This is a genomic window from Methylomonas sp. EFPC3, from assembly GCF_029643245.1.
GTDB classification, from domain to species: domain Bacteria; phylum Pseudomonadota; class Gammaproteobacteria; order Methylococcales; family Methylomonadaceae; genus Methylomonas; species Methylomonas koyamae_B.
The window spans coordinates 2,034,631-2,054,691 of record NZ_CP116398.1; the positions used below are offsets into that span (position 1 = coordinate 2,034,631).

At 55.9% G+C, this 20,061-nt stretch carries 17 protein-coding genes; 12 read left to right on the forward strand and 5 right to left on the reverse strand.

Features of this window, described 5'->3' with window-relative positions; genetic code table 11:
• Positions 1 to 40 precede the first annotated feature (40 nt).
• Both parE and PL263_RS08990 read right to left on the reverse strand, forming a co-directional pair.
• Positions 41 to 1,933, reverse strand: coding sequence for a DNA topoisomerase IV subunit B (gene parE, locus PL263_RS08985; RefSeq protein ID WP_278212698.1), 1,893 nt, complete (start codon positions 1,931 to 1,933; stop codon positions 41 to 43).
• Positions 1,934 to 2,211: 278 nt separating this feature from the next.
• Positions 2,212 to 2,706 carry a phage tail protein gene (locus PL263_RS08990; RefSeq protein WP_278212699.1) on the reverse strand — a complete coding sequence of 165 codons (495 nt, stop codon included), beginning with the start codon at positions 2,704 to 2,706 and terminating at the stop codon, positions 2,212 to 2,214.
• A 549-nt stretch (positions 2,707 to 3,255) separates the two neighbouring features.
• Between PL263_RS08990 and PL263_RS08995 the strand changes: the two genes are divergently transcribed.
• The 4 genes from PL263_RS08995 to PL263_RS09010 are packed head-to-tail and all read left to right on the forward strand — an operon-like array spanning position 3,256 to position 6,816.
• Positions 3,256 to 3,489, forward strand: a complete 234-nt coding sequence (locus PL263_RS08995; RefSeq protein ID WP_140913834.1) for an exodeoxyribonuclease VII small subunit — start codon at positions 3,256 to 3,258, stop codon at positions 3,487 to 3,489.
• On the forward strand, positions 3,482 to 4,375 hold the full coding sequence (gene ispA / locus PL263_RS09000) for a (2E,6E)-farnesyl diphosphate synthase (RefSeq protein WP_140913833.1): 894 nt from the start codon (positions 3,482 to 3,484) through the stop codon (positions 4,373 to 4,375). The genes PL263_RS08995 and ispA overlap by 8 nt, the downstream gene beginning before the upstream one ends.
• 48 nt (positions 4,376 to 4,423) lie before the next feature.
• The gene (gene dxs, locus PL263_RS09005) at positions 4,424 to 6,286 is read left to right on the forward strand and encodes a 1-deoxy-D-xylulose-5-phosphate synthase (RefSeq protein WP_278212700.1); all 1,863 of its coding nucleotides are present in this window, start codon (positions 4,424 to 4,426) and stop codon (positions 6,284 to 6,286) included.
• 14 nt (positions 6,287 to 6,300) lie between these two features.
• Positions 6,301 to 6,816 (forward strand): adenine phosphoribosyltransferase, encoded by a 516-nt coding sequence (locus PL263_RS09010; protein ID WP_140913612.1) that lies wholly within the window; start codon positions 6,301 to 6,303, stop codon positions 6,814 to 6,816.
• A 39-nt stretch (positions 6,817 to 6,855) separates the two neighbouring features.
• Here PL263_RS09010 and PL263_RS09015 read toward each other — a convergent pair whose 3' ends face one another.
• From PL263_RS09015 to hpnH, 3 genes are read right to left on the reverse strand one after another with little or no spacing between them, the layout of a single operon-like run.
• Positions 6,856 to 7,869: a VacJ family lipoprotein gene (locus PL263_RS09015; protein ID WP_278212701.1), complete on the reverse strand. Its 1,014-nt coding sequence runs from the start codon at positions 7,867 to 7,869 to the stop codon at positions 6,856 to 6,858.
• Positions 7,870 to 7,889: 20 nt separating this feature from the next.
• The gene (locus tag PL263_RS09020) at positions 7,890 to 8,495 is read right to left on the reverse strand and encodes an ABC transporter substrate-binding protein (RefSeq protein WP_140913610.1); all 606 of its coding nucleotides are present in this window, start codon (positions 8,493 to 8,495) and stop codon (positions 7,890 to 7,892) included.
• 36 nt (positions 8,496 to 8,531) lie between these two features.
• Positions 8,532 to 9,635 carry an adenosyl-hopene transferase HpnH gene (gene hpnH / locus PL263_RS09025; protein ID WP_278212702.1) on the reverse strand — a complete coding sequence of 368 codons (1,104 nt, stop codon included), beginning with the start codon at positions 9,633 to 9,635 and terminating at the stop codon, positions 8,532 to 8,534.
• A gap of 470 nt (positions 9,636 to 10,105) precedes the next feature.
• On the opposite strand from hpnH, the gene PL263_RS09030 reads away from it, so the two are divergent.
• The 8 genes from PL263_RS09030 (at position 10,106) to gloB (ending at position 20,019) form a co-directional block, all read left to right on the forward strand.
• The gene (locus tag PL263_RS09030) at positions 10,106 to 11,161 is read left to right on the forward strand and encodes a phytoene/squalene synthase family protein (RefSeq protein WP_278212703.1); all 1,056 of its coding nucleotides are present in this window, start codon (positions 10,106 to 10,108) and stop codon (positions 11,159 to 11,161) included.
• Positions 11,162 to 11,170: 9 nt separating this feature from the next.
• Positions 11,171 to 13,129 (forward strand): squalene--hopene cyclase, encoded by a 1,959-nt coding sequence (gene shc, locus PL263_RS09035; RefSeq protein WP_278212704.1) that lies wholly within the window; start codon positions 11,171 to 11,173, stop codon positions 13,127 to 13,129.
• Position 13,130: 1 nt separating this feature from the next.
• Positions 13,131 to 13,832 carry a phosphorylase gene (locus PL263_RS09040; RefSeq protein ID WP_278212705.1) on the forward strand — a complete coding sequence of 234 codons (702 nt, stop codon included), beginning with the start codon at positions 13,131 to 13,133 and terminating at the stop codon, positions 13,830 to 13,832.
• 62 nt (positions 13,833 to 13,894) lie between these two features.
• Positions 13,895 to 15,280, forward strand: coding sequence for an aspartate aminotransferase family protein (locus tag PL263_RS09045; RefSeq protein ID WP_278212706.1), 1,386 nt, complete (start codon positions 13,895 to 13,897; stop codon positions 15,278 to 15,280).
• A 10-nt stretch (positions 15,281 to 15,290) separates the two neighbouring features.
• On the forward strand, positions 15,291 to 15,650 hold the full coding sequence (locus PL263_RS09050) for a copper resistance CopC family protein (protein WP_278212707.1): 360 nt from the start codon (positions 15,291 to 15,293) through the stop codon (positions 15,648 to 15,650).
• Between the two features lie 6 nt (positions 15,651 to 15,656).
• Positions 15,657 to 17,288, forward strand: a complete 1,632-nt coding sequence (locus tag PL263_RS09055; RefSeq protein WP_278212708.1) for a CopD family protein — start codon at positions 15,657 to 15,659, stop codon at positions 17,286 to 17,288.
• 1 nt (position 17,289) lies between these two features.
• Positions 17,290 to 19,152, forward strand: coding sequence for a 1-deoxy-D-xylulose-5-phosphate synthase (gene dxs, locus PL263_RS09060; protein WP_278212709.1), 1,863 nt, complete (start codon positions 17,290 to 17,292; stop codon positions 19,150 to 19,152).
• Between the two features lie 99 nt (positions 19,153 to 19,251).
• Positions 19,252 to 20,019: a hydroxyacylglutathione hydrolase gene (gene gloB / locus PL263_RS09065; RefSeq protein ID WP_278212710.1), complete on the forward strand. Its 768-nt coding sequence runs from the start codon at positions 19,252 to 19,254 to the stop codon at positions 20,017 to 20,019.
• The last annotated feature ends 42 nt before the right edge of the window (positions 20,020 to 20,061 follow it).

Here is a 20,061-nt window from a genome sequence, read left to right on the forward strand (position 1 = left end):
CCGGTCTCCGGGCGGGCACCAACTCGGTACCCGCCTTGCACTACAAAATCTCGGCCAGATTTCCCTTATCTTCCAGCCAACTTTTGCGGTCGCCGGCGCGTTTCTTCGCCAGCAACAAATCCATCTGCTGAAACGCCTCGGCGTGGTCCGGCACCGTCAACTGCACCAGCCGGCGCGTATCCGGGTTCATCGTGGTTTCGCGCAGTTGCGACGGATTCATTTCGCCCAAGCCTTTGAAGCGTTGAATATTGACCTTGCCGCTGAGTTTTTCGGCTTCGATCCGCGCCAGCACACCCAAACGTTCGGATTCGTCCAAGGCGTAAAACACCTTTTTGCCGACGTCAATCCGGTACAGCGGCGGCATCGCCACGAACACGTGGCCGGCTTCGACCAAGGCCTTGAAGTGTTTATAAAACAAGGCGCAAATCAAGGTGGCGATGTGGTTGCCGTCGGAATCGGCATCGGCCAGGATGCAGACCTTGCCGTAACGCAGGTTTTGCAAATCGTCGCTATCGGGCTCAATGCCCAGCGCCACGGCGATGTCGTGCACCTCTTGCGAGGCCATGACCTCGCCGGAATCGACCTCCCAGGTGTTCAAAATTTTGCCTCTAAGCGGCATGATGGCCTGGAACTCGCGGTCTCGGGCCTGTTTGGCGGAACCGCCGGCCGAATCGCCCTCGACCAGGAACAGTTCGGTACGGCTGAGATCCTGTCCTGAGCAATCGGCCAGTTTGCCGGGTAAAGCCGGCCCGGCCGTGATTTTCTTACGCACGATTTTCTTAGCCGAACGCAAGCGCTTTTGGGCGCTGGCGAGGATGATCTCGGCGATTTTCTCGCCTTCCTGCGGATGCTGGTTCAGCCACAGGCTGAAGGTATCCTTGGCCACACCGGAGACGAAAGTCACGCATTCGCGCGAACTCAAACGCTCCTTGGTTTGCCCGGAGAATTGCGGATCTTCCAGTTTCACCGACAGCACGAAATGGCAGTTTTCCCAGACGTCTTCCGGCGCGATCTTGACGCCGCGCGGCAGCAGATTGCGAAAATCCAGGAACTCGCGGATCGCTTCGGTCAAACCGGCGCGCAGGCCGTTGACGTGGGTACCGCCCTGCGCGGTCGGCACCAAATTGACGTAACTTTCCGCCACCGCCTCCGGCAGACTGTCGGGAGTCCAGACGATGCCCCATTCCACCGCCTCGTTGCTGGCGGCCATATTGGCCATGAACGGCGGCTGCGGAAAAATTTCGGCGTCGCCGACCCGGTCCAGCAGATATTCCTGTAAGCCGTTCTGGTAACACCATTCCAGCCGCTCGTCGCTGAGTTCGGACAGCAGCACGATTTTCAGGCCCGGACACAAAACGGCCTTGGCGCGCAATACGTGCTTGAGCTTGCTGACGGAAACCCGGTTGGAATCGAAATATTTGGCGTCCGGCCAAAAATGCACGCTGGTGCCGGTGTTGTTTTTGCCGACATTGCCGGTTTGCTGCAATTCGCCGACCTTGTCGCCGCCGGCAAATTCCATTTGGTAAACGCCGCCGCCGCGCTTGATTTCGACCAATAGCTTTTCGGACAGGGCATTCACCACCGACACGCCAACGCCGTGCAAACCGCCGGAGAACTGGTAGTTCTTGTTGGAAAATTTACCGCCGGCGTGGAGTTGAGTCAGGATCACTTCGACGCCGGGAATGCCTTGTTCCGGATGCATATCGACCGGCATGCCGCGGCCGTCGTCGACGACCTTGACCGAGCCGTCTTTAAACAAGGTTACTTCAATGTTTTTTGCGTATCCGGCCAGCGCTTCGTCGACGCTGTTATCAACCACTTCCTGCACCAAATGGTTGGGCCGGGTGGTATCGGTATACATGCCGGGGCGCTTACGCACCGGGTCCAGGCCGCTCAGCACCTCGATCGCGGCGGCATTGTATTCTTGGGTCATGATATGTTTTTGAAGGTAGTCAGCCATTGTCGGCGGACCATTATATGTCAACCTACCCGCGCAAACTCGGCCAAGGGCAAATGTCCGGGCCCGTAACCGCGGGCTCGGGACCACCGGGACTCATGCCGAGCCAAGTCCCACTAGTTCCGTATCAAATTGCCGGTCTTTGAAGGGGTGAAGGAAAGGCCCGACGAAAAGCCGGACGAACGACATTTCGCAGGGCTCACTTGCTTTTTTCGGATGCCAGCCAACCATCTTGGCGACCACCACGGTTTGGATCAGCGCAGGCGTTGCACTTGGTCGGCGGCGAATACGATGGTTTCTCTGCCGGGGGTCGTGTCGTTGAAATCGATCGATGCCGGCCAAACCCGGCTAAAGCTCCATTCCGCGATGGGCGTCATCGTCTGGTCATAGGCAATCAAAGTCGCATCGACCCGCGACCGGGCCGACCGTCCACTGGCAACTTGTTGCCGCCAGTTCCACAAATCCATCGACTTGGTCAAGCCTCTGCTACAGGTAAGATTTTTGACCTGGAGACGCCCTGGAAGCTTAGTAGTGCTCTCTTCGCGCGGATTAACCCTGGTTTGCTCCACTTCGTTCTGCGACCCCATGCCTTTGCAATCGGTGAAATAGGTGGAAATCCCACCGGCGCTAAATTCGTAATAGACCGACAGGCCCGAATTGTTGACAACATCCTCAGTGGCAGCAGCGCTGGCTGACGAGGCCATCAAGGCACCTAAGACAACACTTATAAAACGGCTAGCTGTTTTCATGACATATCCTCAAAAGGTTAGATAATTTGGTTTGGAAGAGAGCCGCCGATACGACAGTTAAAAAATCTGTCGTCACAATCGATGGACTTCAATTTGTATTGGCAAGGGCGATGCCATGTTTGGCAAACCGAGACCAACAAAAACCAACCCATTGAATACACGCAATTATTTACAAAAACCGCCCAGGAAACATCAGCCCCCCATAACGCCTGCTGACCACGACATATCGCATTTACACGAAATATCGTACGAAATTCGAAAGCTCAATTACCCCGGTTCCAATCGCGGGTATCTTTTCGGCATCGCCCCGGACTATTGCGACAGGACAACGAAACCAATGCGCTCGTGATTGCACTGTTGCGCTAGATAGGTCGCCTAAGGCAGTGGACAAGCAGGCCCGCCCCAATTGGCAACTGGCGGACTCGGTCGAGAGCGGGTCCTCAATCTCGGCCGCCGATGGCGGAACGCGGCAATCTCAATCCGGACTCAACCGCTCGGCAAAACATACTATAATGCTCGGTCATTTTTTCGAGCATAGCCGCGCAAACCATGTCGAGACGCAAAAACGCTGCCCAATTTGAAGAGGCCATGGCCGAACTGGAAAAGTTGGTCGAACAGATGGAGCGCGGCGACATCACGCTGGAAGAATCGTTGAAATTCTTCGAACGCGGCGTCGGTTTAACCCGGACCTGCCAGCAAGCTTTGCAGGAAGCCGAACAGAAAGTACAGATTTTATTAGAGAAAAACGGCCAGCAAACTTTGGAGCCATTCACCGATGAGTAAGTTGAAAGAATATTTAGTCGCCTGCCAGAACCGCGTCGAACGCGCGTTGGACGCCCGCTTGCCCGGCGACAACATTTTGCCGCAGACGCTGCATGCCGCGATGCGCTACAGCGTTTTAGACGGCGGCAAGCGCACCCGGCCGTTGCTGACCTACGCCACCGGCGTGGCCGTGGGTTTGAGCGAAGAAGAATTGGACGCCCAGGCCTGTGCGGTGGAATTCATCCACGTTTACTCCCTGATCCACGACGACTTGCCGGCGATGGACAACGACGACCTGCGCCGCGGCAAGCCGACCTGCCATAAGGCATTCGACGAAGCCACGGCGATCCTGGCCGGCGACGCCCTGCAGGCACTGGCTTTCGACGTGTTGGCCAACGACGCCGCCATCAAGGTCGGCGCGGAAGCCAGAGTCAAGATGATCGCGGCTTTGACCCGCGCCAGCGGTTCGCAAGGCATGGTCGGCGGCCAAGCGATCGATTTGGGCTCGGTCGGACGCAAACTGACTTTGCCAGAACTGGAAAACATGCACATTCACAAAACCGGTGCCTTGATCCGGGCCAGCGTCAACTTGGCGGCCCTGTCCAAACCGGGCCTGGATGCCGACGCCGCCAAAAAACTGGACCATTACGCCAAATGCATCGGCTTATCGTTTCAAGTCAAAGACGACATTCTCGACATTGAAGCCGACACGGCAACGCTGGGTAAAACGCAGGGCAAGGACGTGGATAACGACAAGCCGACCTACCCGGCTTTATTGGGTCTGGCCGGAGCAAAAGAAAAAGCCCAGGCACTGCACGAGCAAGCGGTGGCCAGTTTGGCCGATTTCGGTCCGGAAGCCGACCTGTTAAGGGAACTATCCCTGTACATCATCGAGCGCACCCACTAGACCCCTGCTTTTCTCACTGCCCTGCGGCCCCAAGGAAATAATAACAACATGACATCTTCCGGAAACTTCCCGCTACTCGACACCATCGCCGGCCCGACCGACATTCGCGCCCTGAAGAAAGAGCAACTGCCGCAGTTGGCCGATGAGGTGCGTTCGTATTTGACGCACACGGTCAGTATTTCCGGCGGCCATTTCGCCGCGGGCCTGGGTACGGTGGAACTGACCGTGGCCTTGCATTATGTGTTCGATACCCCGGTGGACCAGTTGGTGTGGGATGTGGGCCATCAGGCTTATCCGCACAAGATTCTGACCGGCCGCAAGGATCGGATGACGACGATTCGTACCCTGGGCGGGGTGTCGGCATTTCCGTCGCGCGACGAGAGTGAGTATGACGCGTTTGGCGTTGGCCATTCCTCGACCTCGATCAGTGCGGCGCTGGGTATGGCGATCGCCTCGCAGTTGCGCGGCGAGGACAAGAAGATGGTGGCGATCATCGGCGACGGCTCGATTACCGGCGGTATGGCGTTCGAGGCGATGAATCATGCCGGCGATGTCAATGCCAATCTGTTGGTGATTTTGAACGACAATGAGATGTCGATTTCACCGCCGGTCGGGGCGATGAATAATTACCTGACCAAGATTTTATCCAGCAAGTTTTATTCGTCGGTCAAGAAGGAAAGCAAGAAGGCGTTGTCCAGTATGCCCAGCGTCTGGGAACTGGCGCGGAAAGCGGAAGAACATGTCAAAGGCATGATCGTGCCGGGGACCTTGTTCGAGGAGTTGGGCTTCAATTATTTCGGGCCGATCGACGGTCACGATCTGGAGATGCTGGTGTCGACGCTGGAGAATCTGAAGGATTTGACCGGACCGGTGTTCCTGCATGTGGTGACCAAAAAGGGCAAGGGTTATGCCCCGGCCGAGAAGGATCCGCTGGCCTATCACGGCGTGCCGGCCTTCGACCCGACCCAGGATTTTCTACCGAAGGCGGCGCCGTCGCCGCATCCGACCTATACCGAGGTGTTCGGCCGTTGGTTGTGCGATATGGCGGCACAAGACGAACGCCTGCTGGGGATTACCCCGGCAATGCGCGAAGGCTCGGGCTTGGTCGAGTTTTCGCAGAAATTTCCGAAGCGCTATTTCGACGTGGCGATTGCCGAGCAGCACGCGGTGACCTTGGCCGCCGGTCAGGCTTGCCAGGGTGCCAAGCCGGTGGTGGCGATTTATTCGACCTTTTTGCAACGCGGTTACGATCAGTTGATTCACGATGTGGCTTTGCAGAATCTGGATGTACTGTTTGCGCTGGATAGAGCCGGTCTGGTGGGACCGGACGGCCCGACCCATGCCGGCGCCTTCGATTACAGCTATATGCGTTGCATCCCCAATCTGCTGGTGATGGCCCCGGCCGACGAGAACGAATGCCGGCAGATGCTGACCACCGGCTTCCACCACCACGGCCCGGCCGCGGTGCGTTATCCGCGCGGCAAGGGTCCCGGTGCGGCGATCAACCCGGACCTCAGCACGCTGGAAATCGGCAAGGGTGAAATCAGACACCAGGGCGGGCGGATTGCGATTCTGGCCTGGGGGGCGATGGTGACGCCGGCCGTCGAAGCCGGCAAGCAACTGGGCGCCACGGTGGCGAACATGCGCTTTGTGAAACCGATCGACGAAGACTTGATCCTGCAGTTGGCCAAAAGCCACGACGTGTTCGTCACGGTCGAGGAAAACGTCATTGCCGGCGGCGCCGGCAGTGCGGTACTGCAATTCCTGCAACAGCAGAAGATTCTGATACCGGTGTTGAACATCGGCCTGCCCGACCGCTTCGTCGAGCAGGGTTCCCGCGAGGAATTGCTCAGCCTGTGCCGGCTCGATGTCAACGGCATCCGCCAGCAGATCGAAGCTTTTTGCGCATAATCACGAGGTGATAAATGGACCGTTTACGCAATAAAATCCGCGATATTCCTGATTTCCCCAAGCCCGGCATTATCTTTAAAGACATTACGCCACTGGTCAAAGACCCGGCCACGTTGCGTTTGTCGGTCCACCAATTGCTGCATCCGTTCTTAGGCCGCGACATTACTGCGGTGGCCGGCATGGAGGCCAGAGGCTTCATTTTTGGCGCCTTAGTCGCCTGGGAGCTGGGCATTCCGTTCGTACCGCTACGCAAACCCGGCAAACTGCCTTACGACGTGCAAAGCGTGTCTTACGACCTGGAATACGGCTCGGCCGAACTGGAAGTCCATATCGACGCCGTCGACAGCGACGACAAAGTGCTCTTGATCGACGACTTGCTGGCTACCGGCGGCACAGCCAAAGCCAGTTGCGAATTGATAGAAAAGCTGGGGGCCGAAGTGGTTGCCTGCGCTTTCGTCGTGGAATTAGATTTTTTGGCGGGACGGGAAAAACTGGCGGGCTACGAAGTGCATTCCCTGTTGCACTACTGATTTAGGCTAAAAGACGCCTCCGTGCGTCTCTAAACTAAATCAACGGCGTTTACGCCGCATTTTTTTTTTACTGCTGAATTCATCCATCTTCGCAGCGGCCTGTTCGAACTGAGCCTCGGCCTTTTCGAAAGACTGCGACATATTCTCGAAAGCGTCAGATTTTGTCGCGTTGCCATCGATAGCAGGATTCAAGCTGGATTGAGGACCTAACGAACCGCTTCCGGCCGGCCGCTTCGGCTTGTCGACCGCCTTTGCCGGCTTTGCCGAACTCGTTTCGTCCTCTATCGCCGAATCCACATCGATATCGTAAGTTTCGGCCGAGTGCTTACCGTCGTTAACCAGATTCTGCCGGTATTGCAAAAACGATTCGCGGGTAAACACGTAAGGATCCAACGCCGCCTCGTCGATGAAATTTAATGCACCTTCGGCATTGGCCCTGTCGTTAATCCCCTCGACAATACCAGTGCCCGGCAGGTAAGTACTCGGGTTTGCCGCCCGATCGAGAATGCTGGCCGAACCGTCGCGAATTGTGGTCGGGCCTAAAATCGGCAGCACCAAATAAGCTCCCTGATCGACTCCCCATACCGCCAGCGTCTGACCGAAATCCTCAACATTGCTTTGCATACCTAAATCACTGGCAACATCGAACAGCCCCAACAAACCGATAGTCGAGTTGGTCAAAAACCGGCCAGTATCGGATGCCCCCTGACTAACCTTACCTTGCAGGAAGTCATTCAAAACGACGTTGATACCCTTCAAATTGGTGAAAAAATTAGTCACGCCGGTTTCCATGAAATCCGGAGTAATGAATTTGTAACCGTCGGCTACCGGTTTAAGCAAATACTTATCCAGGCCCATATTGAAACCATACATCGATCGGTTGAAACCCTCGTAAGGATCGACCGAATTGGTTTTGGACTCGGCAATATTGGTGGTTCCTAGATCTTTTGGTTCCGTACTCGCGCAACCGCCGACCGATAAAGCACCGGAAAACAGCACGGCCCACATCAAGCCGGCTTGGCTTTTACCTTGATAACAGGGGTTAAAAAACATCACTCACAATTCCTGGCAAACTATTGTTTCGCGTAACTTTCAATTTTTTCGTTGATTTTGGCAATCAAAGCATCGAAACCTTCCCGACTCAAAACACTGGTATATTCCGACCTTTTCAATGCCAAATCGCTGACGCCATCCGCTATTATATTGATAATTCGCCAACCATCGTCCTTTTTCTTCATCATGTAGTCGAATTTGACGTCTTTCTCGCCGGGAATCAATAGATTGGTATGAATTACCACGCCGCCGCGGCCAGTCTCTTCCTCAGAAACGAAATTAAACGATTCCCCGGAAAAATCTTTGAAATTATGCGCATACGCGGAAACGCTGAGCCGGCTGAACACTGTTTCCAATTTTTCCTGTTGCTCAGGAGTCAACTCCTCCCACTGCTTACCGACCACAATACGAGCGATTTTTGGCAAATCGTGACTTTTCTTAACCAGTACGTCCAATTTGTCATAACGGCCGTTGAAGCCCAAGGTTTTGCCTTGCTTCATTATGCCCAGCAATTCGTTTTGAAACTCGTCGACCACCTGTCTCGCAGTCTGCTCTTCCGCCGTCGCCAACGGAGAGAACATTAGAAACACAAGCAAGCCCAGTACGGAATACATTCTGTTGAACATAACGCTTATCGAAACCTCATATTTAGAGCGACTATTTTAAGATTCGACTTTGACCGGAATTTCCGAAATCGAACTTTTTTTGTAATTCATCACGAACTCGGGCTGTTTCTCCGGCAACATGTCCCCCGCAGTTTTCGGCCCGCGAATCTTTGCAAGCAGGGCTTTCAACGGATTAGCCAAGGTATCTTCAACCGCAGTAGCTTCATAACCGCAATGCGCCATGCAGTTAGCGCATTTGGGATTCTTCACGGTACCGTATTTCTCCCACGGCGTAGAGTCCAACAGTTCCTGAAACGAGGAAGCATTGCCCTCGTCCGCTAACAAATAGCAAGGTTTTTGCCACCCGAACACATTGCGGGTTGGATTACCCCACGGTGTGCAATCGTAGTTCTGATTGCCGGCCAGAAAATCCAAATAAAGCGAGGAGTGGTTCAGCTTCCACTTTCTGGTCTTGCCGATTTTGAAAATGCCGCGGAATAAGTTTTTAACTTCCAAGCCTTTAATAAAGACGTCTTGACGTGGCGCCCTCTCGTAACTGAAGCCAGGCGCGATCGTTACACCTTCCACGCCAAGTTCCATCGCATAATCCAGAAACTCGGCGACTTCTTCCGGGGTTTCGCCCTGGAACAGCGTGCAGTTGATCGTAACCCGAAACCCCTTGCTGAGAGCCAATTTGATCGCTTCTACCGCGATATCGAATACACCGTCCTGACAGACCGATGCGTCGTGACGGTTTTTCAAGCCATCCAGATGCACAGAGAATGTCAGGTAAGGCGACGGCTTGTAATCGTTGATGCGCTTTCTCAACAACAATGCGTTGGTGCACAAATAGACGAATTTCTTTCTGGCGACGATGCCTTCGACGATTTGCGGCATTTCCTTGTGAATCAATGGTTCCCCGCCCGGAATAGAAACCATCGGCGCACCGCATTCATCCACTGCATCCAGACACTCTTGCACAGACAAGCGCTTATCCAAAATGTCGTCCGGATAGTCGATCTTACCGCAACCGGCACAAGCCAGATTACATCTGAACAAAGGCTCCAGCATCAAAACCAAAGGGTACTTTTTGACTCCTTTAATTTTTTGCTTGATCAGATAACTACCCACAGCCAATTGCTGACGTAAAGGAACACTCACGGCATTATTCTCCAAAAACTTTCAAGACTTTCAGCTACGACGCTGTTACAAAAAAACAACAGCATTCGAGCCATTACTATCGGGAGCGCGCCCAAACCAACGACCACCAAGCCAGAGAAACAAGCGGACGCACAACTAGATGTGGTAAGAATACTACTTTTTTATACCTTGCTCCAGTCGAAATACGCAAAAAACAACAACCTACTTGGGAAGTACTTTGCAAAACCACAACCATCACAGATTCAAACCCCGCCGCCTGCAAACCCAGCCCTACAAAATATGCCTTATAAATCATAACGAAAGCACACCAAACAAGAACCAAAATCCCAAACAGCAATATCAATCTCAGCAAATTTGCCTTAAAGCAACATCGCTTTGCAAAACCCCAACAAACAGTCTATCATTGCCGCTACCGATAGTTAGACTAAAAAGTAAATGAACGGATTTCACCCCCCATCGATAACCCGGAATTGCTGAAACAGCTATCCGACCAAGAACTTCAAGCCGTGCTGCTTGAAGGCGTGTCGCGTACGTTTGCGCTGACCATTCCGCAGTTGCCGAAAACGCTCTATCCGGCCGTGGCCAATGCTTATCTACTCTGTAGAATCGTCGACACTATCGAAGACGAAGTTTCCCTTAGCCCAGCACAAAAAAAGGGCTTCTGCGACCGTTTTATTGACATCGTTAAGACCGGCCGCGGTGCTGAGGCGTTTGCCGCCGAATTGGCTCCGCTGCTTTCCGCACAAACCATTCCGGCCGAGCACAGCCTGATCCGGCTGATCCCCCGCGTCATCGCCATCACCCACAGCCTCTCGACCCCACAAATAGACGCGTTGGCGTGCTGTGTGGAAACCATGGCCGGCGGCATGCCGGTTTACCAGGCCCTCGACCTGCACGCCGGTCTGAAAACCATGAAAGACATGGATGACTATTGCTACTACGTGGCCGGCTGTGTTGGCGAAATGCTGGCAAAACTGTTCTGCCACTACTCGACGGAAATCGATCAGCATCGGCCGGAACTGCTGAAGCTATCGGTCTCGTTCGGCCAAGGCTTGCAAATGACCAACATTCTGAAAGACATCTGGGACGACGCCAAACGCGGAGTATGCTGGCTGCCGCAGGACATATTCGATGAAACCGGCTTCGATTTGGCCGATCTGACGCCGACCACCAACGACGAACGCTTCCGCAAGGGCCTGGAGCGCCTGATCGGTATCGCCCACGGCCATTTGCAAAACGCATTGACCTACACCCAACTGTTGCCCAGCCACGAAACCGGCATCCGCAACTTCTGCCTGTGGGCACTGGGCATGGCGGTGTTGACCTTAAAGAAGATCAAACAGCACCTGGACTTCAACGAATCCAATCAGGTCAAGATCAGTCGCAACAGCGTCAAGGCCACGATTATCGCCAGCAAATTATCGGCACGCAGCAACTGGCTGCTGTCACTGCTTTTCAATCTCACCAGCAGCGGCTTAAAAACCCCTGACTGGCAGTATTCACCCGTATCTCACACTGGACCATAAGGAATCGCCATGTTTACTGAAGCCCCTGTAGAGACCAGCAATCACGACTTTTCCCAACACAGCTCGGCGGCTGCCATCAGCCCGGGCAAAATTCAAGCCGCGATCGACCGAGCGCAGGCGAAACTGCTCGGCTTGCAAAATCCGGCCGGCTATTGGGTATTCGAACTCGAAGCCGACTGCACCATTCCGTCCGAATACATCATGATGATGCATTACCTGGACGACATTAACGAAGAACTCCAAGCCAAGATCGCAGTTTATCTGCGTAGCCGGCAAAATCCGGATGGCAGCTATCCGCTATTCACCGGCGGCCAGGGCGACATCAGCTGCAGCGTCAAGGTGTATTACGCCTTGAAAATGGCCGGCGATCCGATCGACGCGCCGCATATGGTGCAACTGCGCAACTGGATCCTGAGCCAAGGCGGCGCGGCGCGCGCCAACGTCTTCACCCGAATCGCACTGGCAATATTCGAGCAACTGCCTTGGCGCGGCGTACCCTACATTCCGGTCGAAATCATGCTGCTGCCCAAGTGGTTTCCGTTCCACTTGGACAAAGTGTCTTATTGGTCGCGCACCGTGATGGTACCGCTGTTCATCCTGTGCACGCTGAAGGCCAAAGCCAAGAATCCGCATAAGGTAGACATCCTGGAATTGTTCGTGGTGCATCCGGACGAAGAAAAGCATTATTTTCCCGAGCGTACGCTGCTGAATAAATGCTTTCTGGCGCTGGACCAACTGGGCCGCGTGACCGAACCGTTGATTCCGCAGAGCATGCGTAAGCGCGCGATAGACAAGGCCTTGACTTGGTTTACCGAGCGTTTGAACGGCGAAGACGGCTTGGGCGGCATCTTTCCGGCCATGGTCAACGCCTACGAGGCCATGCTGCTGCTCGGTATGCCGCACGACCATCCAAATGTCGCAATCGCCCGCAAATCCATCGACAAACTGTTGGTGATTAAGGAAGACGAAGCGTATTGCCAGCCTTGCCTGTCCCCGGTCTGGGATACTGCCCTGGCCAGCATGGCGCTGATCGAAGCCGACAAGCGCGGTAACGCACCGCAACTGGCACAAGCCAACGACTGGCTGAAAAGCGTGCAACTGTCCGACGAACCGGGCGACTGGCGCGTCAGCAAACCTGATTTGGCCGGTGGCGGCTGGGCATTCCAATTCGCCAACCCGCATTATCCCGATGTCGACGATACCGCAATCGTCGGTTTCGCGATGGCCGAATCCGAGCAAGACGGTTTGGACGAATCCATCCACCGCGCTACCCGCTGGATCGTCGGCATGCAGTCCAAAAACGGCGGTTACGGCGCGTTCGATGTCGACAACACCTATTACTATCTGAACGAAATTCCGTTCGCCGACCACGGCGCCCTGCTCGACCCGCCAACCGTCGACGTCAGCGCCCGCTGCGCGATGCTGATGGCCCGCGTCGCCAAAGGCCACGACGAATACCGCCCTGCGCTGCAACGCACCATCGAATATATCCGTAGCGAACAGGAAGCCGACGGCTCCTGGTTCGGCCGCTGGGGCACCAACTACATTTACGGCACCTGGTCCGCTTTGTTGGGTCTGGAGCAAACCGACTTACCGAAAACCGACCCGATGTACGTCAAAGCCGCCGCATGGCTGAAAAGCGTGCAGCGCGAGGACGGCGGCTGGGGCGAAGACAATCTGAGCTACCACGACGACCGGAAATACCGCGGCCGCTACCACTTCAGCACCGCCTTTCAAACCGCCTGGGCGGTGTTGGGCCTGATTGCCGCCGGCGAAGTACACAGCAAAGAAGTCAAGGCCGGCATCGAGTTTTTGTTGCGCAGCCAGCAAGCCGACGGCGTTTGGAACGATCCCTGCTTTACCGCACCGGGTTTCCCGCGCGTGTTTTATTTGAAGTACCACGGCTACGACAAATTCTTCCCGTTGTGGGCACTGGCCAGATACCGTAACGAATTGCACAAACACTAACGTGAGTTGCGGAATCGTCGTTGCGCTGCCGGAAGAACTTGCGACCCTGACCAGCCGCAAATTAGCGCAGGGCGAATGCTTGAGACTTTGCGACGACACGCTGGTCGCCTACGCCGGCGCCGGGCCGCACAACGCCGCCAACGCGGCAAATCTGTTGATTGCCAAGGGCGCCAATCGTTTGATCAGTTGGGGTTGCGCCGCTGCGCTGGCGCCGCAACTGCGGCCGGGGCAATTGGTGATCGCCGACCGGATCTTTTTCGACCAGCAGATTTACGAAGCCGACAAATTCTGGTCGGATAAGGTGAGTAGCCGGCTCGGCGAAAAACTCGCTGTCGGCAACGGCAAACTGGTCACCGAAACCCGCATCGTGGCGCTAAGCGAAGACAAGCAAGCCATCCACCGCAACACCGGCGCCATGGCGCTGGACATGGAGAGCGGCGCGATTGCCAAGGTCGCCAGCCAGTCCAATCTGCCGTGTTTGGTGTTGCGCGCCATCGCCGACCCGGTGACGCTGGACTTACCGCCGGCCGTGTCCCGGGCCATGAACGAACAGGGGCAGGTCGAGCTTGGCAAGCTGCTGTGCCATCTGGCGCTACACCCCTGGGAAGTGCCGGCACTGGTCAAGCTTGGCCTGCATTTTCACGCCGCACAAAAAACCCTGAAAACCATCGCCAGGCATTTAAACGAAATCGCCATTTATTAGCAAAATCAGCGTTGCCGGCGCCGAGATCAAGCGCCAGCCGACGCACCACCACGAGGTATTACATGTCCTTTAGCATTGCCGATCTTTTTACTCAGCACTTCGGGGAAAAATTCGAACTGCACGAGCAATATCTCAACAACCAGATGGTACGCGTGCTGCGCACCATCGGTTACGACCGCAACTACAAGCGGGCGATCGGCCAATACCTCTACGACGAAGACGGCAACCAATACCTGGATTTGCTTAGCGGTTTCGGCGTGTTCGCTATGGGCCGCAACCATCCCACCATCGTCAGCGCCTTGCAGGAAACCCTGACCATGGAATTGCCGAATCTGGTGCAAATGGATGTGTCACTGTTGAGCGGCTTGCTGGCCAAGGAAATCCTGGCTACCTGCCCGGATAATCTGGAAAAAATGTTCTTCTGCAATTCCGGTACCGAAGCCGTGGAAGCGGCGATCAAATTCGCCCGCTACACCACCAAACGCTCTCGGATCCTGCATTGCGAACACAGTTACCACGGTCTGACGATGGGCTCGCTGTCGCTGACCGGCGAGCACATTTTCCGCGAAGGCTTCGGCCCGCTACTACCGGACACCGGTTCGGTGCCGTTCAACGATCTCGAAGCCCTGGAAAATGCGCTGAGCAGCAAGGACGTGGCCGCGTTCATCGTCGAACCGATTCAAGGCAAGGGCGTCAACGTCCCTGATGATAATTACCTGCCGGAAGTCGAGCGCCTGTGTAAAAAATACGGCACGCTGTTCGTCGCCGACGAAATCCAGACCGGCATCGGCCGTACCGGCAAGTTCTGGGCCATCGAACACTGGGGCGTCAAACCCGACATGATATTGATGGCCAAAGCCCTGTCCGGCGGCTTCGTCCCGGTCGGCGGCGTGGCGATGACCAGCAAAATCATGGACACCGTGTTCAACCGGATGGACCGCGCCGTGGTGCACGGCTCCACCTTCTCCAAAAACAATATGGCGATGGCGGCTGGTTTGGCCGCACTGCATGTGGTCCATCAGGAAAAACTGGTCGAAAACAGCGCCAAAATCGGCAACGAGATCATCGCCGCCGTCAACGCGATGGTGCCGAAATACGAGTTCCTGAAAGAAGCTCGCGGCAAGGGCTCGATGATCGCCATCGAATTCCATGCCCCGAAAAGCTTAGGTCTGAAAGCCGCCTGGGCGATGCTGGAAGCCGCCAACAAAGGCCTGTTTTGCCAGATGATCCTGATTCCGTTGTTCAAGGAGCACCGGGTATTGGCGCAAGTCGCCGGCCACGGTATGAACGTGGTCAAATTCCTGCCGCCGCTGATTTTGACCGAAAAAGACCGCGACTGGATTGTCAACTCGGTAGAAAAAACCATCGCCGACACTCACAACGTCACCGGCTCGATCTGGACGCTGGGTAAAAACCTGGCCGGCCACGCTTTGAAAAACAAAAAATAAGGAGATCAGCATGCGTTTTGTAATCAGGATTTTATTGGCTTTGACTCTGGCCGCCAGCCAAGGCGCCTTCGGCCATGCCGTAGTCACCCACAATTCGCTGAAACTGAAACCGGTGCCGGTCAATCAGGCCAGCCAGGTCGAGTTGTCGTTCAACTCCAAAGTCGAACTGGATTTGTCCGAAGTGTTTCTGGTCAGCGCCGGCGACGTGATGACCTCCATCAGCGCATCTCCCGGCGCCAAACCCGGCCAGGTACTGCTGGATTTACCCGCCCTGGCCCCGGGCGAATACGCCATCAAATTAAAAATTTTTGCCGCGGACGGTCATCTGAGCGAGGACTTGCTGCGCTTTTTCGTCAAAGAACCCAAATAACCGGATATGGAAGGTATAGCTAATTATCTCGACTCGCTGATCGGCGGCGTCGATCTGACGTTTTACTCGATCGCCATCGGCGGTTTGCTGTGGGGTCTATTCGTCCTGCGGCCGTGGGATGAAAATGCCAACTACAACAGCGCCTTGCTGCAGAAAACTGTCAACCTGATCCATTTCGGCAGCAAGGCATTGGTTATCACCCAGCTGTCGAAAATCGGCCTGAAAATCTGGTTAATGGCCGTGACATTGGGCAAATCGCCGTTTCCGGCTTTTTTCCATACCGTGCAATTCAACGCCGGCCTGGCACGCGCCACCTTTGCGTTCGCCTTGTATCTGTTCATCAAACAAGCGTTAAAAGCCAATCTGCGCTCGAAAACCCATTGGCTGGTGGCCACGGCGATCGTGATCCCGTTGGTGATGGCCGCGGCCTGGCTGGTGCACGGCGCCAGTCGCCTGGAAGACCGCGGTCTGCTGATGACGCTGACCGTCAGCCATCAGATTGCCGCCGCAGCTTGGGTTGGCGGCATTTTCCAAATCTTGGCGCTGTGGGGCCTGAAAAAGCAAAATGCGATCGCCGAAGAACTGTGGCCTTTGCTGCTCAAACGCTTCTCGACCGTCGGCTTCGTCGCCGTTGCGCTATTACTGGTAACCGGTACGCCGCTTGCGTGGTACTACATCCGTACCTTCCAAGGCTTCATCGGCGCCGGTTACGGCAACCTGTTGATGGTCAAAATCATGATGATGGGCCTGGCCTTGGGTTTTGCCTGGATCAACCGCCAAGCGGTGGAAGAGTATTTTGCCTGCCGCAGCCTCTACGCCCTGACCGTGCGCGTCCCATACTACATTGAAGCGGAAACCCTGATTCTGCTGACCATTCTGTTCACGGCGGCCAGTTTGGCTTCGCAGCCGCCGTCGGTCGACATTCCGCACTTGACCGCGACCTGGGAAGAAGTGTTGAACATGTTCCATCCGCGGGTTCCTCGCTGGGAATCGCCGACCCACGAAGCGCTGATCGCCGGCGAAGCCGGTCGAACCGCCATCGTCGGCCAGATTCCGTCGGAAGCCGCCACCGCCTGGTCGGATTACAACCACAATATCTCGGGCATCTTCCTGACCGTGATGAGTTTCTTCGCGATGTTGTCGTATTCGGAGCGTTTTCACCGTTGGACGCGTTATTGGCCGATCGGCTTCATGGGCCTCGGCATCTTTCTGTTCTTCCGTTCCGACGCCGAGAGCTGGCCGTTGGGTCCGATCGGTTTTTGGGACAGTACCTTCAACAACGGCGAAATTCTGCAGCACCGGATTGCCACCTTCCTGGTATTCATGCTGGGCTTGTACGAGACCCGGGCCCGGGTCAAAGCCGATCCTGGCATTCTGCCCTATTTGTTCCCGCTGATGTCGGCCTTCGGCGGCATGATGCTGTTGGCCCACTCGCACGTCGGCTTCGAGGCCAAAACCGCGTTCCTGATCCAAGTCGGCCATACCTTGATGGGCGTGTTTGCGCTGATTCTGGCCTGCGGCCGCTGGCTGGAACTCAAGCTGGACGCCCCCGGCAAGAACATTGCCGGCTTTATCTCGGTTTTCGCCTTGTTCCAAATCGGCGTGATTCTGATGTTCTACCGCGAACCCCTGTACTGATATGAAACAGACTCAAGAATTTCCTCTGCTGAACACCATCGCCGGCACGACCGACATCCGCGCCCTGAAGAAAGAGCAACTGCCGCAGTTGGCCGATGAGGTGCGTTCGTATTTGACGCACACGGTCAGTATTTCCGGCGGCCATTTCGCCGCGGGCCTGGGTACGGTGGAACTGACCGTGGCCTTGCATTATGTGTTCGATACCCCGGTGGACCAGTTGGTGTGGGATGTGGGCCATCAGGCTTATCCGCACAAGATTCTGACCGGCCGCAAGGATCGGATGACGACGATTCGTACCCTGGGCGGGGTGTCGGCATTTCCGTCGCGCGACGAGAGTGAGTATGACGCGTTTGGCGTTGGCCATTCCTCGACCTCGATCAGTGCGGCGCTGGGTATGGCGATCGCCTCGCAGTTGCGCGGCGAGGACAAGAAGATGGTGGCGATCATCGGCGACGGCTCGATTACCGGCGGTATGGCGTTCGAGGCGATGAATCATGCCGGCGATGTCAATGCCAATCTGTTGGTGATTTTGAACGACAATGAGATGTCGATTTCACCGCCGGTCGGGGCGATGAATAATTACCTGACCAAGATTTTATCCAGCAAGTTTTATTCGTCGGTCAAGAAGGAAAGCAAGAAGGCGTTGTCCAGTATGCCCAGCGTCTGGGAACTGGCGCGGAAAGCGGAAGAACATGTCAAAGGCATGATCGTGCCGGGGACCTTGTTCGAGGAGTTGGGCTTCAATTATTTCGGGCCGATCGACGGTCACGATCTGGAGATGCTGGTGTCGACGCTGGAGAATCTGAAGGATTTGACCGGACCGGTGTTCCTGCATGTGGTGACCAAAAAGGGCAAGGGTTATGCCCCGGCCGAGAAGGATCCGCTGGCCTATCACGGCGTGCCGGCCTTCGACCCGACCCAGGATTTTCTACCGAAGGCGGCGCCGTCGCCGCATCCGACCTATACCGAGGTGTTCGGCCGTTGGTTGTGCGATATGGCGGCACAAGACGAACGCCTGCTGGGGATTACCCCGGCAATGCGCGAAGGCTCGGGCTTGGTCGAGTTTTCGCAGAAATTTCCGAAGCGCTATTTCGACGTGGCGATTGCCGAGCAGCACGCGGTGACCTTGGCCGCCGGTCAGGCTTGCCAGGGTGCCAAGCCGGTGGTGGCGATTTATTCGACCTTTTTGCAACGCGGTTACGATCAGTTGATTCACGATGTGGCTTTGCAGAATCTGGATGTACTGTTTGCGCTGGATAGAGCCGGTCTGGTGGGACCGGACGGCCCGACCCATGCCGGCGCCTTCGATTACAGCTATATGCGTTGCATCCCCAATCTGCTGGTGATGGCCCCGGCCGACGAGAACGAATGCCGGCAGATGCTGACCACCGGCTTCCACCACCACGGCCCGGCCGCGGTGCGTTATCCGCGCGGCAAGGGTCCCGGTGCGGCGATCAACCCGGACCTCAGCACGCTGGAAATCGGCAAGGGTGAAATCAGACACCAGGGCGGGCGGATTGCGATTCTGGCCTGGGGGGCGATGGTGACGCCGGCCGTCGAAGCCGGCAAGCAACTGGGCGCCACGGTGGCGAACATGCGCTTTGTGAAACCGATCGACGAAGACTTGATCCTGCAGTTGGCCAAAAGCCACGACGTGTTCGTCACGGTCGAGGAAAACGTCATTGCCGGCGGCGCCGGCAGTGCGGTACTGCAATTCCTGCAACAGCAGAAGATTCTGATGCCGGTACTGAACATTGGCCTGCCCGACCGCTTCGTCGAGCAGGGTTCCCGCGAGGAATTGCTCAGCCTGTGCCGGCTCGATGTCAACGGCATCCGCCAGCAAATCGAAGCTTTTTGCGCTTAGGCAGCACGTGCTGGCGGGGTATCTTGAATCCTCGTACCAGCCCGCCATGGCGGAAGCAGTAGCGATCATAACTGGCGATAGTTAAAGCCACTGTCCGTTATGTTAGATATCAGCATCATTCCGGCCCTGACCGACAACTATATCTACCTGCTGCAGGAACCGGATAGCGGCCTAACTGCAGTGGTGGACCCGGCAACATCGGCGCCGGTCATGGCCGAACTGCAACGGCGCGGTTTGGCACTGAATTACATCTTCAATACCCACCACCACAACGACCATATCGGTGCCAATCTGGAACTGAAAACCGCAACCGGTTGCAAGATCGTCGGCGCCAAGTCCGACCATTCCAGAATTCCGGGCATCGACATCGCGCTAGGCGATGGCGACCGGATAGCACTCGGCGGCGAAACACTGGCAGCCATCGATACGCCGGGCCACACCATTGGTCATATCGTCTACTACAGCGCCGGCAGTAACGCCTTGTTTTGCGGCGATACTTTGTTTTCATTGGGTTGCGGCCGCCTGTTCGAAGGCAGCCCCGAACAAATGTGGCAATCGCTGCAAAAACTGAAAGCACTCCCGGCCGAGACCGAGATCTATTGTGCGCACGAATATACCGAAGCCAACGCCCGCTTCGCCTTGACGCTGGAACCCGGCAATCCGCTATTGCAACAGCGTTACGCCGAGGTCTGCCAACTCCGGCGCAGCAACGCTCCCAGCCTGCCCTCCACTATCGGCCGGGAATTGGCGACCAATCCGTTTCTGCGCGAGCACAGCTCGGAGATCCGGCAAAACCTCGCCCTGCCGACGGCTTCGGCATTGGCGGTTTTTACTGCGATACGCCGGCAGAAGGACCGGTTTCGCTAAAGCCCGCGGCAGCCGGTACTGACGAAGTCTGCTAAACTGCAC

Excerpts from the sequence above, each read along its gene's own strand:
- PL263_RS08995 (WP_140913834.1), top strand. The coding sequence starts at position 3,256 with ATGTCGAGACGCAAAAACGCTGCCCAATTTGAAGAGGCCATGGCCGAA.
- PL263_RS09045 (WP_278212706.1), top strand. The coding sequence starts at position 13,895 with ATGTCCTTTAGCATTGCCGATCTTTTTACTCAGCACTTCGGGGAAAAA.
- gloB (WP_278212710.1), top strand. The coding sequence starts at position 19,252 with ATGTTAGATATCAGCATCATTCCGGCCCTGACCGACAACTATATCTAC.
- dxs (WP_278212700.1), top strand. The coding sequence starts at position 4,424 with ATGACATCTTCCGGAAACTTCCCGCTACTCGACACCATCGCCGGCCCG.
- PL263_RS09055 (WP_278212708.1), top strand. The coding sequence starts at position 15,657 with ATGGAAGGTATAGCTAATTATCTCGACTCGCTGATCGGCGGCGTCGAT.
- PL263_RS09020 (WP_140913610.1), bottom strand. The coding sequence starts at position 8,495 with ATGTTCAACAGAATGTATTCCGTACTGGGCTTGCTTGTGTTTCTAATG.
- PL263_RS09050 (WP_278212707.1), top strand. The coding sequence starts at position 15,291 with ATGCGTTTTGTAATCAGGATTTTATTGGCTTTGACTCTGGCCGCCAGC.
- PL263_RS08990 (WP_278212699.1), bottom strand. The coding sequence starts at position 2,706 with ATGAAAACAGCTAGCCGTTTTATAAGTGTTGTCTTAGGTGCCTTGATG.
- ispA (WP_140913833.1), top strand. The coding sequence starts at position 3,482 with ATGAGTAAGTTGAAAGAATATTTAGTCGCCTGCCAGAACCGCGTCGAA.
- PL263_RS09015 (WP_278212701.1), bottom strand. The coding sequence starts at position 7,869 with ATGTTTTTTAACCCCTGTTATCAAGGTAAAAGCCAAGCCGGCTTGATG.
- shc (WP_278212704.1), top strand. The coding sequence starts at position 11,171 with ATGTTTACTGAAGCCCCTGTAGAGACCAGCAATCACGACTTTTCCCAA.
- PL263_RS09010 (WP_140913612.1), top strand. The coding sequence starts at position 6,301 with ATGGACCGTTTACGCAATAAAATCCGCGATATTCCTGATTTCCCCAAG.
- dxs (WP_278212709.1), top strand. The coding sequence starts at position 17,290 with ATGAAACAGACTCAAGAATTTCCTCTGCTGAACACCATCGCCGGCACG.
- parE (WP_278212698.1), bottom strand. The coding sequence starts at position 1,933 with ATGACCCAAGAATACAATGCCGCCGCGATCGAGGTGCTGAGCGGCCTG.